Annotated in this window: 10 protein-coding genes and 2 pseudogenes; 4 read left to right on the top strand and 8 right to left on the bottom strand. The window is 39.2% G+C overall.

Annotated features, from left to right (window positions below):
• Positions 1-476 precede the first annotated feature (476 nt).
• A complete protein-coding gene (locus TZ96_RS09155; protein WP_045763811.1) occupies positions 477-806 on the top strand; it encodes a helicase BlpT in 330 nt (109 codons plus the stop codon).
• A 275-nt stretch (positions 807-1081) separates the two neighbouring features.
• The gene (locus TZ96_RS09160; RefSeq protein WP_045763812.1) at positions 1082-2608 is read left to right on the top strand and encodes an ATP-binding cassette domain-containing protein; all 1527 of its coding nucleotides are present in this window, start codon (positions 1082-1084) and stop codon (positions 2606-2608) included.
• A gap of 44 nt (positions 2609-2652) precedes the next feature.
• Here TZ96_RS09160 and htpX read toward each other — a convergent pair whose 3' ends face one another.
• Together htpX and TZ96_RS09170 are read right to left on the bottom strand one after the other, a co-directional pair.
• Positions 2653-3552: a zinc metalloprotease HtpX gene (htpX, locus tag TZ96_RS09165; protein ID WP_045763813.1), complete on the bottom strand. Its 900-nt coding sequence runs from the start codon at positions 3550-3552 to the stop codon at positions 2653-2655.
• Position 3553: 1 nt separating this feature from the next.
• Positions 3554-4114, bottom strand: a complete 561-nt coding sequence (locus TZ96_RS09170; protein WP_045763814.1) for a LemA family protein — start codon at positions 4112-4114, stop codon at positions 3554-3556.
• A 94-nt stretch (positions 4115-4208) separates the two neighbouring features.
• On the opposite strand from TZ96_RS09170, the gene rsmG reads away from it, so the two are divergent.
• On the top strand, positions 4209-4922 hold the full coding sequence (rsmG, locus tag TZ96_RS09175) for a 16S rRNA (guanine(527)-N(7))-methyltransferase RsmG (protein WP_045763815.1): 714 nt from the start codon (positions 4209-4211) through the stop codon (positions 4920-4922).
• 460 nt (positions 4923-5382) lie between these two features.
• On the top strand, positions 5383-6666 hold the full coding sequence (locus TZ96_RS09180; protein ID WP_045763816.1) for a uracil-xanthine permease family protein: 1284 nt from the start codon (positions 5383-5385) through the stop codon (positions 6664-6666).
• Positions 6667-6797: 131 nt separating this feature from the next.
• On the opposite strand, the pseudogene TZ96_RS11025 reads toward TZ96_RS09180, so the two are convergent.
• The 6 genes and pseudogenes from TZ96_RS11025 to TZ96_RS09210 all read right to left on the bottom strand — a co-directional run bounded on the left by TZ96_RS11025 (position 6798) and on the right by TZ96_RS09210 (position 13356).
• Positions 6798-7540 (bottom strand): annotated as a pseudogene (locus TZ96_RS11025) (CPBP family intramembrane glutamic endopeptidase).
• Between the two features lie 34 nt (positions 7541-7574).
• Positions 7575-8487, bottom strand: a pseudogene (locus tag TZ96_RS09190) (DMT family transporter).
• 8 nt (positions 8488-8495) lie between these two features.
• Entirely contained in the window at positions 8496-9428 is a 933-nt protein-coding gene (locus TZ96_RS09195; protein WP_045763817.1) for a serine hydrolase domain-containing protein, read from the bottom strand.
• Positions 9425-10150 (bottom strand): CppA N-terminal domain-containing protein, encoded by a 726-nt coding sequence (locus TZ96_RS09200; protein ID WP_045763818.1) that lies wholly within the window; start codon positions 10148-10150, stop codon positions 9425-9427. Before TZ96_RS09200 ends, TZ96_RS09195 begins: the two co-directional genes overlap by 4 nt.
• A 148-nt stretch (positions 10151-10298) precedes the next feature.
• Positions 10299-11117, bottom strand: a complete 819-nt coding sequence (locus tag TZ96_RS09205; protein WP_045763819.1) for an endonuclease/exonuclease/phosphatase family protein — start codon at positions 11115-11117, stop codon at positions 10299-10301.
• A 52-nt stretch (positions 11118-11169) separates the two neighbouring features.
• On the bottom strand, positions 11170-13356 hold the full coding sequence (locus tag TZ96_RS09210) for a PTS transporter subunit IIBC (RefSeq protein WP_142322047.1): 2187 nt from the start codon (positions 13354-13356) through the stop codon (positions 11170-11172).
• Positions 13357-13499: the final 143 nt, after the last annotated feature.

A 13499-nucleotide genomic window follows, 5' to 3' on the forward strand; every position in this document is an offset into this window, starting at 1 on the left:
TCTACTTTTAGCTATAAATAATTGAATTCCGATATTCAAAAGACAATAATGAAGACAGGAAAGATAAAGTAGAAAGGAGTATACTGTAGCCAGCTCTGCAGTATGATTAACAGTCATTAAATAGAAAACAGTCACCCTTATACAGTGTATCTTATCCCCCCTAGTTCCCTATCTAGCGAAAGGATTGTGTGGCATGAATAATAGTTTGGTCGATGGCACCACTTTCCTTATTTTCCTAATACTCCTTACCATTTCATTTTGGTTCAGCATCTGGAAATTAGAAAAACTGATTGCTGATTAACAATCGAAGTTCAAAACCTTAAAAATCTATTGCTTCTAAGGGTTTAGTTCTGTTATTGATAGAGCTAAATCCTTTTTGTTTTATATGATTGATTTTTTGATATATTTACTATGACATTTTTTGTTTTTGGTGCTATACTATAGACATCAATACATGAGCAAAGGAGGACGCTCATATGGAAGACAAAGAACTAATCTTAAAAGCACATCAACTCATTTCCGAGTTAAATAAAGCTTACCAAACTTGCAAACAAGGATTTCCTGATGATATACGCTTGCAACAAAATATTGACGAGCTACTCAAACAACTTAAAAAGACAGAGAAACTAGATAACTCTATCTTAGTTGATCTTGAGAAATTTTACCAACATACCAGTCTCTTGATTGGACTTGGCACCCTTAAACTCAATGAAGAAGCTCGCACAGCTTGGCGAAACTATGACAAGTTCCACTACGATCAAGTCAAACACGTACTGACTCTCTATGGACCTGTTTTTGGTTTCTAGAAAGATTTGAATTTCTCATTTCTTTTGACAAAGTGTTCTAAAAGGTATAAAATAAACATAATAATTTTCGGAGGTAAGGGAGACATGAACAACTAAGTCTATCAAATAAAGAACCTTTATTTAGTAGATCTTGTTTCTGTCTCTTTTTGTGTGCTCTTTTTTCTGCTGCTTTTTGCAGCCCTTTTAAAAGAGGATTTTTTGACATAGACAATTGGCTCTACTAGGTAAAGTAGAGCTTTTATTATGTATTATCCAAATTTAGAAAGGGAAACATGATGATAAAAATCAACCAGCTAACCATCACTCAAAACAAAGACCTACGAGACCTTATTTTCGATTTAAATATTACTATCCAAGACGGAGACAAGGTCGCTATTATCGGCGAAGAAGGAAATGGAAAATCAACCTTACTTAAAACTTTAATGGGAGAAAGATTAGAGGATTTCACTATCAGGGGCGACATTCAATCTGACCTTCAGTCCTTGGCCTACATTCCCCAACATCTCCCTGAAGAATTGAAGAAAAAATCTCTACAGGACTACTTCTTTTTAGAGTCTGCTGATTTGGACTTCAGCATTCTCTACCGTTTAGCTGAGGAATTGCACTTTGATAGCAGTCGTTTTGCTAGTGACCAAGAGATTGGTAGCCTCTCGGGTGGCGAAGCTTTGAAAATTCAGCTTATCCATGAATTATCCAAACCCTTTGAGATTCTATTTTTAGATGAACCTTCAAATGACCTGGACCTTGAGACAGTTGATTGGCTAAAAAGTAAGATTCAGAAGATCAGGCAGACCGTTATTTTCATTTCTCATGATGAAGACTTCCTCTCTCAAACTGCAGACACCATTATCCACTTGCGACTAGTCAAGCATCGAAAGGAAGCTGAAACCCTAGTCGAGCACTTAGACTATGATTGCTATAGTGAACAGAGAAAGGCTAACTTTGCCAGACAAAGCCATCAAGCTGCTAACGATCAGAGAGCCTATGACAAAACCATGGAAAAACATCGCCGAGCTAAGCAAAATGTAGAAAATGCACTTCGAGCTACCAAAGACAGTACTGCAGGTCGCCTATTGGCTAAAAAGATGAAAAATGTTCTCTCTCAAGAAAAACGCTACGAAAAAGCAGCTCAGTCCATGACCCAAAAGCCACTTGAAGAGGAACAAATCCAACTCTTCTTTTCAGATATAGAGCCATTAGCTGCTTCAAAAGTCTTGGTTCGACTGGAAAAGGAAAATTTGTCCATTGGTGAGCGTGTTTTGGCTCAGGAGTTACAACTAACTGTCCGTGGTCAAGAAAAAATCGGCATTATCGGTCCCAATGGCGTTGGCAAATCCACTCTGTTAGCCAAGTTGCAGCAAGTACTAAGCGACAAAAGAGAGATTTCGCTTGGATTTATGCCACAAGATTACCAAGAAACATTGAATTTGGATCTATCTCCAGTAGAATTTCTTAGCCAAACTGGACACAAAGAGGAATTACAGAAAATCCAATCTCACTTAGCTAGTCTCAACTTCAGCTATCCAGAGATGCATCACCATATCCGCTCCTTATCTGGTGGTCAACAAGGTAAACTCCTTCTTTTGAATTTAGTTCTGCGAAAACCAAACTTTCTCCTTCTGGATGAACCCACACGAAATTTTTCTCCAACTTCTCAACCAGAAATCAGAAAACTCTTTGCCAATTATCCCGGTGGTCTGGTTACTGTTTCGCATGATCGACGTTTCTTAAAAGAAGTCTGTACGAATATCTATCGTTTGACAGAACATGGTTTGGAAGTCGTTGATTTACAAGATTTATAAATGTAGAAAATCTCAAAAATCCAGAGGAAAATCTCTGGATTCTTTTACATATGTTGTAAACGCTCAATCCGTTCTGAGATTGGCGGATGAGTATAGAAGAGTTTTTGCAAACCACCTCGCTTTTGAGGATCATTGATGTAAAGTGCACTGCTAGCATCATCTACATGACGGTTCATTGGTTTACTATTGTCCAACTTACGCAGAGCATTAATCATCCCTTGAGGATTACGAGTCAACTCCACACTTGAAGCATCTGCTAAAAATTCTCGTTGACGAGAGATGGCTAGTTGTACCAAAGTTGCTGCTAGGGGAGCCAAAACAATTGCTAGGAGGGAAACAACTAGCATAATAATTTCAAGTCCACCACTATCACGGTCATCACTTCTACGACCACGGCCTGCACCACCCCACCACATCATGCGTCCAGCCATACTTGATAAAAGTGTAATGGCACTGGCAAGGGCAACCGCAATAGTAGAAATCCGAATATCATAGTTACGAATGTGACTGACTTCATGGCCTATAACCGCTTCTAACTCTTCACGATTCATAACCGCTAAGAGTCCCGAAGTTGCGGCTACAGCTGCATTTTGAGGATTTGAGCCTGTTGCAAAGGCATTTAAGCTGGCATCATCGATGATGAAGACACGTGGCATAGGAATTTGCGCCACCATAGCCATATCTTCAACAACATGATAAAGAGTTGGTGCGGTCTGCTCATTCACCTCACGCGCACCATTCATGCTCATGACTATCTCTGTTGATTGAAAAATCATGGACAAGGCATAGATAAAGCCGATAATCAGAGCGATAACTAAGCCACCAAGACCAGACCGCATAAAGAGGTAACCAACTGCATATCCAACCAAAGCCAAAAGTAAAAAGAATACTAGTAGTAAAATCCAAGTTCTTCGCTTATTACTCGCGATTTGATCATACAACATCCTAGTCACCTAAACCACTAAAATCGACTTTAGGTACTGCCTTTTCCTCTTCAGGAGTTTGAAGGAAATCAGCCACTTTAAAACCAAAAAGTCCTGCAACTAGGTTGCTTGGGAAAGTCTCCAATTTAACATTATAGTTGCTAACAACACTATTGTAGAGTTGGCGAGAGTAAGAAATTTTATTTTCAGTATTGGTCAGCTCTTCTTGCAATTGTGCAAAGTTGCCACTCGCTTTTAGATCTGGATAATTTTCTGCAACGGCAAAAATTCCTGAAACCTGGCGTGAAAGGGCATCACTAGCCTTCATAGCTTCTGCTGGTGAAGTTGCAGCAGCTACTTGATTACGAAGTTCTGCAACTTTTTCAAGCGTTGAACCTTCATACTTTGCATATCCCTTCACGGTCTCAATCAAGTTTGGCAAGAGATCGTTACGACGTTTCAACTGAACATCAATCTGACTCCATGCCTCCTTAGTTTGCATACGATTTTTAACTAAACCGTTATAACTAACAATTACGAAAATAACAATAAGAGCAAGAACTCCAAGAATAATCCAAGTCATCATATAATACCTTTCTTCTTTTAGATTAGTACCAGTATATCAAATTTCCATCTTTTTGTGGTAAAATAAGATGATACTAAAGAAGGAAACTACTATGAAACCAGAAACATTTTATCAACTGCTAGCTGAACAAAATATCCATCTTTCTGACCAGCAAAAAGTTCAATTTGAGCGTTATTTTGAACTCTTAGTCGAGTGGAACGAAAAAATCAACCTGACTGCTATTACAGAAAAAGAAGAAGTCTATCTCAAACACTTCTATGATTCCATCGCTCCTATTTTACAGGGATTGATTGAAAACCAGCCCATTAAACTCTTAGATATCGGTGCTGGAGCAGGTTTTCCTAGCCTTCCCATGAAAATTCTCTATCCTCAACTAGAGGTTACTATTATTGATTCTCTAAATAAACGTATCAACTTTTTGAATCTATTAGCCCAAGAACTAGGTTTAGAAAATGTTCACTTCTATCATGGACGTGCCGAAGACTTCGCCCAAGATAAGAACTTCCGTGCTCAGTTTGATATCGTTACAGCTCGTGCAGTTGCCCGTATGCAGGTCTTGTCCGAGTTGACTATCCCCTACTTAAAAGTTGGTGGAAAATTGCTTGCACTAAAGGCTAGCAATGCACCTGAGGAGTTAACTGAAGCTAAAAATGCCCTCAATCTTCTCTTTAGTAAGGTTGAAGAAAACCTCAGTTACACTCTTCCTAACGGAGACCCTCGCTACATTACTATTGTTGAGAAGAAAAAGGAAACTCCAAACAAATATCCACGTAAGGCTGGCATGCCTAACAAACGTCCGCTTTAGAAAGATTAAAAAATCTGCAAACTCATACCTCGCTCTCTCATTTCAAGGCTCGGGAAAAAATGATTTACAAAATCATACCTCGCTTTCCCATTTCAAGGCTCAGGAAAAAATGATTTACAAAATCATACCTCGCTTTCCCATTTCAAGGCTCAGGAAAAAATGATTTACAAAATCATACCTCGCTTTCCCATTTCAAGGTTCAGGAAAAAATGATTTACAAAATCATACCTCGCTATCTCATTTCAAGGCTCAGGAAAAAATGATTTACAAAATCATTTTTTTCTGCTATACTATCCTAAGCAAAGGTTTTTAATGTCATCCCGTGAGGTGACGAAGGCGCAGATCTATATAAAACTCTTTAAAACTTGATGAAGGAGTCTTGTTTTAGAGAGGTCTTACTCTGGGAGCCTATTGCTATAAAATAATGGGCTCTTTTTTGATGCCCAAAAGTGAGGTTAATATGAAACAGGAATCAACTGTTGATTTGCTTTTAGACGTTGACCAACGTCCTTCAGCTGGAAAGGGAATTCTTCTTAGCTTCCAGCACGTATTCGCCATGTTTGGTGCTACTATCTTGGTACCTTTAATCTTGGGAATGCCTGTATCTGTTGCACTTTTTGCATCAGGTGTAGGAACACTCATTTACATGGTTTGTACTGGCTTTAAAGTTCCAGTTTATCTGGGTTCTTCTTTCGCCTTTATCACAGCCATGTCACTTGCTATGAAAGAAATGGGTGGCGATGTATCTGCCGCTCAAACTGGGGTTATTCTTACAGGTTTTGTCTATGTCCTTGTTGCTGCAAGTGTTCGCTTTGCAGGTACAAAGTGGATCGACAAACTCTTACCTCCAATCATTATCGGTCCTATGATTATCGTTATCGGTCTTGGACTTGCTAGTTCAGCTGTTACCAACGCTGGTCTTGTAGCGGACGGAAATTGGAAAAACGCTCTTGTAGCCGTTGTTACTTTCTTGATTGCTGCCTTTATCAATACAAAAGGAAAAGGCTTCCTACGAATCATCCCATTCCTATTTGCCATTATCGGTGGTTACCTCTTTGCCCTAGCTCTCGGATTGGTTGATTTCACTCCTGTTCTTGAAGCAAACTGGTTTGAAATCCCTGGTTTCTATCTACCGTTCAATACAGGTGGTGCCTTCAAACAATACGACCTTTACTTCGGTCCTGAAACAATTGCCATCTTACCAATCGCAATCGTAACCATTTCAGAACATATCGGAGACCACACTGTTCTAGGTCAAATCTGTGGACGCCAATTCTTGAAAGAACCAGGTCTTCACCGTACTCTTCTTGGTGACGGTATCGCAACTTCTGTTTCTGCCTTCCTTGGTGGACCAGCCAATACAACTTACGGAGAAAATACAGGGGTTATCGGTATGACTCGTATCGCTTCTGTCTCAGTTATCCGTAATGCTGCCTTTATTGCAATTGCCCTTAGCTTCCTTGGTAAATTTACTGCTTTGATTTCAACAATTCCAAATGCTGTACTCGGTGGTATGTCTATCCTTCTTTACGGGGTTATCGCAAGTAACGGTTTGAAAGTCTTGATCAAAGAGCGTGTTGACTTCGGACAAATGCGTAACCTTATCATCGCTAGTGCTATGTTGGTGCTTGGACTTGGTGGAGCAATCCTTAAACTTGGTCCAGTTACCCTTTCAGGTACTGCCCTATCAGCTATGACAGGTATCATCCTAAACTTGATCTTGCCATACGAAAACAAAGACTAATCCATATAGAATCAACAAGAGGTCGGGACCAAAATCCCGACCTCAATTTTTATTCACAAGAAGACTTTGATACAGTGACTCATTGGACTGTTGTCAAAAAATTTGATTTCTCAATTTCCTGTCCTAAATTCCTAATTTCCCCAAGCAATTAAGAAATACAAGAGACTTGAACCAAACATATCTGCAAGAGCATGCATGATAAAGAATGGGAGTAAATTCTTGACCACATACTTGTACAAGAAATAATAAAAGAGACCATAAACAAGCTCAATAACCAAGGCCCAGAGTAAGCCTTGATAGGTATGGAAAGAAATTCGTATAATTACAGAATATACTAGAACCAGCTACTGATGCTTTTCTTTTACTGAAGTCAGCAATCCCAAGAAGAAAAATTCTTCATAAAAACCATTTAGAAGAGCATAACCAATGGCCATTGGCGTCAAAACCATAAATTTTCGAATGATTTCATGGGATCAATAAAAGGGATCAACTGAGGTTTAAATCATTGTACTCACCACTAAGGGTTGTTGCAATATCACCAAATATCCCAACTACAGCAAAGATAAGGGGTACCCAAATTAAAACAGACCAGCTCCAGCGTATAGGTCTTGTTTAAAATCATAATTTCGAATCAAGAGATAAAGGAAAGTAATCCCTAACATCATCAATTGAAAAGTAAAATTACTAGAATAAGCTGCCCTATCACTACTACATTTGTCCTAGTTTCAGCAAAGTTAGTAAGAGTTGAAGATGATAAACTTGCCATAAATTGTTGGGTAGAACGAATGATAAACTCTCCAAACATTAAAACAGTCACGATAAAAATATCAAACCATTTTAAGGGGCTTAAAGACTTAGAGCGATGTAAACACAAAAAACAGTCCTTGTAAAAAGACTGTTCTAGTAAATTACACTGAGTGCTGTTTCTTTTCTAGCATTAAATCCTTTAATGAAATAATGGTTACAGCTAATAAAATCATAGCCATTCCAATAAAGTCTATAGGATAGAAAATATCTCCCATAATCATGAAGGCAAAAAAAACTGCTGAAATAGGCTCAATAGAGGCCAAGAGGCTAGACTTGACTGGGCCAATCATACTAGCTCCCTTAAGAAAGGCTGTATAGGCAAAGACCGTTCCGATAAGGATGATTCCTGCAAATGCAAGAAAGATATCAAAAGAAAAGGGAATACTAGCTCCAATAATCCCCGTAAAAGGTACTGCTAGTATACCTGAGATGGTCATTCCAACACCAATAACCAACATGCTCCCCCATTTTTGAATCAATTTTATGGGTAAAATGATATAAAGAGCATAGGTCAGGGCTGAGAACAAGCCACAGAAGAGACCCGCTGGTGTCATAGAAAGCTGATCCAACTGTCCATGAGTCGCGATGAGAAAGGTACCACCTATAGCTAAAAACATAGAGATGATTTCCGAAAGCGTCGGAGTAACCTTATCCTTGATACAAGTGTAAGCAAGAATTCCAACTGGACAGACATACTGGAGGACTGTCGCTGTCCCAGCATTTGTCTCCTGAATAGCCGATAGATAAGCTAATTGATTCAGAAAAAGACCAAATAAAGAAAATAACAAGAGAGAAAACAGACTTGATTTATCCTTCAGAAAGGCCATAAATTTATCCCTCGATTTAGTATAGTCCAGAAGAAGCAAGAGTAATCCAGCAATTATCAAACGGATATTTGGTCAGGACAAGAGCAGAAATCCCATGAGCCATCAAGTACTGACCACTGGTGCCAGACAAGCCCCAGGCAATACCTGCAATCACTGTAAAAAGAGTTCCTTTTAAAGCTTTTGACATACTTCCCCCTAGTCTCTATCTCGAATCAAGTCCATGACCTGATTACGATCTAATATCCACTGAGCACGCTCATCTTTTTCATAGGTTCGGTTAGATAGAAAAATTGCCGCCTCTTGCTTCTTACGATTCCACATGATAAAGGTCCCAGTATAGCCTGTATGGTCCAGCCAGTCACCTTCAAGATTCCAGGCCAATGAGCGTTCTCTATCATCTAGGTCTGAAAAATTCTGTGTTAACTCTTCTGCAAATGAATCTTTTAAATAGTGCTCCAAAAAGATCTTCAAATCATGAACTGTTGAAAACAAACCTGCACTACCTGCATGTTTCCCAAGCAAACGAGCCTTGGGATCATGAACGACTCCTGCTTTCTGTCCACGAATCGTTGGAACAGCACTGGGAACTGGTCCAAATCGAGTTTCTCCCATCTTCCATGGATCCAAAACTTGCTCCTGTAAAATCTGATCCAAGTCCTTTTCAAAATAAGATTCTAAAAGAAAACCTAGTAAGAGAAAGTGCACATCTGAGTATAGAAAGGCTCTCTTCTCTCGGCGATTCAGATGAAACATAGCTTCTCTTAACTGATCTGCTGAAAGCTGATCTCTATTAGGAATAAAAGGATCTAAATCCGTTGCATGCGTTAGGAGTTGTCGAATGGTGATGTCTGGGTAATCCACTTCTGGAAGATAGTCTCTTATGGAGTTATCAAGCTCAATCTTACCTTCCTTCCACAAAAAGGTTAAGACCGTTCCTACTCCAACGACCTTGCTCACACTTGCCAAATCATAGACCAAGCCCTCACGAGTCTGCTCACCAGTTTCTGGATTTGCTTCTCCTAGATACCAGTCAGACCAAACGCCATCCTGATAATACGCAAAAGAGGCACCAGGATAAATCCCTGCCTCAATTTGTTGCTCTATTTTTTGAATGATTTTTTGTTTCATACTGCTTCAAACCACAATTCAATATTGTTGGTATCCTTAGTTAGGAAAAACTTCTCAGATTTTGGAATAAAGTAACCAACTTCTTCAAATCTCTGACGCAATACAGGCAAATCCAAATTCTCTACTTGAAATTTTAACATGGACAAGTCCCATGTTATATTATTTTCAACCAGTAAATCGCTCCCTTGAGCTTGATTAAAAGCTAGTCGATTTTCGATTTCTTTTTTATCAAGTAGGCTTGATGTCTCATCTGGTAAGTTAATTTCCACCGAGATTTCAAAGGCTGTCAAATATCTCAGTTTCTCATCTTTTGAAAAAGTGACTTCTTCCTCAACTTTTTTCAAATCCTTGATATCATCTTCGGCATGAATAAGAATACAATCCCCTTCTGGAGAAAGAACCTCAAAAGCATATCCCTTAGCTCCCTTATAGAGTTGAGGGATTTTTTCCATTCTAGCTAGTAGCGCTTCAATCTCAGATGGCTTCTCTACCTTTACAAGTAACCTAGCTAATTTTTTAATCCCTTCAACCTTACGGCTCCTCATACTTGGTGACTCTTCTAAAACTAACTTTTCAATGCCTGACTGGTCTCCAAGTGATAGGAATGCAGACTCTTCAAGCAAGGGTTTCATCCCCAAAGTCTCAATATAAAACAACTCATTTAAATTTCTATTATTTACCTTTAGCGTCGGGATCATACGCTTTATTTGATTTACAATCATAAATTCCTCCAACACTTTTTATTTTAAAGGATTTTATCTTTTTTTACAAGTTATTCAATAAAAAACTTTAACTATATTAACTCTTTAAATTAAATTCCCCCTTCTGTTTGTAGAAGGGGGCTTGATTGTTTTTACTAAAATACCTGATTTAGTCTTTCCAAGATAGTGTTGCTTGTAGACCGTAATGATCACTAACTTGTGGACTGTTTTTACCATCAAAGACTACGTGAAGTTTTTCTACCTGCACATCCTCTGTTGTAAAGATATAATCAATTCGAAGAGGTTCGCTGTTCCCCTTCCAACCATCAATTTCAGGCGGAACAGTGTAACTACCACTTCTTTCTTTTGCAACTTCAAATGCATCTTGTAAGTTTAGTGGACTAGCTAAAATAGCTTGGTAACCCTCTTGGCCTGCAGGATTATTAAAATCACCTGCTAGCAAGAGTGGCTTGTTCAATTCTTTCAGAACTGCTTCAAAGCGCGCCCATTCCTCTTGGAAGCCTTTATCCCACCAAGAGAGATGGACACTCGCAACTGCAAGTTCTTTACCTTCAACTACTGTCTCTGCTAGAGCAACTCGACGAGTGTGGTAATCTGTCGGATCATCTACATCTGAAACCAAAATTTCACGCGCTTCAATTGGTGTTTTAGATAGAATTGCAACACCTTCATGGTAACGATCATAACCGATATGGTTATAGGCCCAAGTCCAATAATAGTTTTGACCTTGCTCAGCCAACTTCTCTACCAAAAGTCGCACATAGTGGTCTTGATGAATCGGCTCAGCAGATGGTAATGGCTGATAAAGTACACCAGCTTCTACTTGCGCTGAAGTAATTTCCTGGTTAATTTCTTGAAAACAAATCAAATCATAACCATTTTCAAGTATATCTTGAAGTAAAAGTTGAAACTTTTGTTCAGGATCTTTTTCCATCCAACTATGGGTATTGAGTGTTAAAAACTTCATGCTTTTCTCCTATTAAACAAGAGGTTGGAAACAGCTTCCAACCTCCTAAATATTACAATTCTACTTTTGCAACTGCTGTTTTAGCAGCAAGAGAACCTGTTTGTTCTAATTTAACTGATTTGATCGCATCACCATTTGTGAAGACAACTACAGTTGTGGTTTCACGACCAGCTTCACGGATAGCACCCAAGTCAGCTGTGACAAGAAGATCACCAGCTGCAACCTGTTGTCCTTCAGTAACACGAACTGTAAATGGTTTACCTTCAAGACTGACTGTGTCTAAACCAATGTGAACAAGTACTTCAAGGCCTGCTTCAGTCACAAGACCAAGAGCGTGTTTAGTTGGGAAGATGCTTGATACAGTACCTGATACTGGAGATACAATGTTTCCGTTTGCTGGTTCCACTGCAAATCCATCACCCATCATTTTTTGTGCGAATACAGGATCCTTAACTTGATCCAATTCAATCACTTGACCGTCAGCAACTGAGTATACTTCTTCAGTCACACCTTTGTATACAACAGCATCTTGTTGAGCTGCTGCCATTTGACTTGGAAGAGTTTCAGGAATCACTTCACCTGAGTCAAGAAGGTCTTGGATATCTGATTTCAAAACGTCAGCTTTAGGTCCGTAGATAGCTTGGACACCTTGTCCTTTCATGACAAGTCCCATAGCTCCTTCAGCTTTCCATTGTTCCTCTGTTCCAACTTTTTCAGCGTCTTTTACAGTAACACGAAGGCGAGTCATACATGCGTCCACATCAACGATGTTAGCACGTCCACCAAGAAGGTTAATGATGTTAACAGCTTGAGAAGCTTCTGCAACTTTTGACTCACCAGAAGCAGCAGATTCTGATGAACCTTCAGCAGTTTCGTAGTTTCCGTTACGTCCTGGAGTAGCATAGTTGAATTTTTGAATCATGAAGTTGGCGATAAAGTACATGATAACTGCAAATAGTGCTGTTACCCAGATAAAGTTAATGATATCCATACCAAGACCAGCATTGATAGCTAGTGGAGTACGAGTCAAGAACTCAATTGAACCGAATGAGTGCACACGAAGGTGAACAATATCAGCCATAGCAAAGGCAGCACCTTGAACAACAGAGTAGACAAGGTAAAGAGGTGTTGCAACGAACATGAACATATATTCAATTGGCTCAGTAACACCAGTCAAGAAAGTTGCAAGAGCTGTCGCAATCATCATACCTTTGTATTGGTGTTTCTTGTCTGCTTCAACATTACGGTAAATAGCAGCAGCCACACCCATCAAAATACCGAATGAACCAATCATTTGTCCAACTTTGAAACGAGCTGGATGAACTGTATCTAGCAATGTTTGGTATTGACTAGCATCAGTACCTTTAAGGTTTACAAGGTCTGTTACCCATGCAAGCCAAAGTGGATCTTGTCCAAATACTTGAGTGCCTTTTGCTGCACCAGTTAAAATATCGTAAGTACCACCAAGAGCTGTATAGTTCATTGGGATAGTCAACATATGGTGAAGACCAAATGGCAAGAGCAAGCGTTCCAAAGTACCATACAAGAATGGTGCAAGAACTGGTGCTGTTTCTTGTGAATTAGCAATCCAGATACCGAAGTTGTTGATACCTGTTTGAACAACTGGCCAGAAAGCTGAAAGAAGAATTGCAGCGATTGCTGAGCGAAGAATAACTACAAATGGTACAAAACGTTTCCCGTTAAAGAATGAAAGGGCATCAGGAAGTTTACGGAAATTATAGTATTTGTTAAATGCAGTCGCTCCAACAAAACCGGAGATAATCCCTACAAATACCCCCATGTTAAGGGCTGGTGACTCAAGTACACTAATGAAGTAATCAGCAACCTTGATAGATCCACCAAAGATTGTTGAAACCATAGCGTTAGGATCTTTCAACATATCCCCTGATACACCGAAGATTGTACCAGTGATACGGTTAATAAGGATAAATGCAAGACCTGCCGCAAAAGCACCACCAGCACGTTCTTTAGCCCAACTTCCTCCAATAGCGAGGGCAAACAAAATATGAAGGTTACCGATAACTCCCCAACCAATTTGCTCTAGTACGCCACCAGTAATAACTAGGGGAGCAAGGTTTGGGTCAATCATTGCAAGTGACTTACCGATTGAAATCATCAATCCAGCCGCTGGCATAACAGCGATAACCACCATTAGAGCCTTACCGAATTTCTGCCAAAATTCGAAAGACAAGACATTTTTGAATGTATCTTTCATCATTCAAATCTCCTTTATATTTATTCGGCAAACGTTTTACGAAAACGTTTGCGCTTGTTTATGATTTAATTCTACCACTTTTTATTTTTTTGTAAAGGCTTTTATAAAAAAATTTTGACTTTTTCTTTCGTTTCACTTTCTAGGCA

Source organism: Streptococcus infantis (assembly GCF_000963255.1).
In the GTDB taxonomy this organism is placed as follows: Bacteria; Bacillota; Bacilli; order Lactobacillales; family Streptococcaceae; genus Streptococcus; species Streptococcus nidrosiense.

Bases quoted from the DNA above. Each gene is read 5' to 3' on its own strand.
- TZ96_RS09210 (WP_142322047.1), bottom strand. From the start codon at position 13,356: ATGATGAAAGATACATTCAAAAATGTCTTGTCTTTCGAATTTTGGCAG.
- htpX (WP_045763813.1), bottom strand. From the start codon at position 3,552: ATGTTGTATGATCAAATCGCGAGTAATAAGCGAAGAACTTGGATTTTA.
- TZ96_RS09200 (WP_045763818.1), bottom strand. From the start codon at position 10,150: ATGATTGTAAATCAAATAAAGCGTATGATCCCGACGCTAAAGGTAAAT.
- TZ96_RS09170 (WP_045763814.1), bottom strand. From the start codon at position 4,114: ATGACTTGGATTATTCTTGGAGTTCTTGCTCTTATTGTTATTTTCGTA.
- TZ96_RS09205 (WP_045763819.1), bottom strand. From the start codon at position 11,117: ATGAAGTTTTTAACACTCAATACCCATAGTTGGATGGAAAAAGATCCT.
- TZ96_RS09155 (WP_045763811.1), top strand. From the start codon at position 477: ATGGAAGACAAAGAACTAATCTTAAAAGCACATCAACTCATTTCCGAG.
- TZ96_RS09180 (WP_045763816.1), top strand. From the start codon at position 5,383: ATGAAACAGGAATCAACTGTTGATTTGCTTTTAGACGTTGACCAACGT.
- rsmG (WP_045763815.1), top strand. From the start codon at position 4,209: ATGAAACCAGAAACATTTTATCAACTGCTAGCTGAACAAAATATCCAT.
- TZ96_RS09160 (WP_045763812.1), top strand. From the start codon at position 1,082: ATGATAAAAATCAACCAGCTAACCATCACTCAAAACAAAGACCTACGA.
- TZ96_RS09195 (WP_045763817.1), bottom strand. From the start codon at position 9,428: ATGAAACAAAAAATCATTCAAAAAATAGAGCAACAAATTGAGGCAGGG.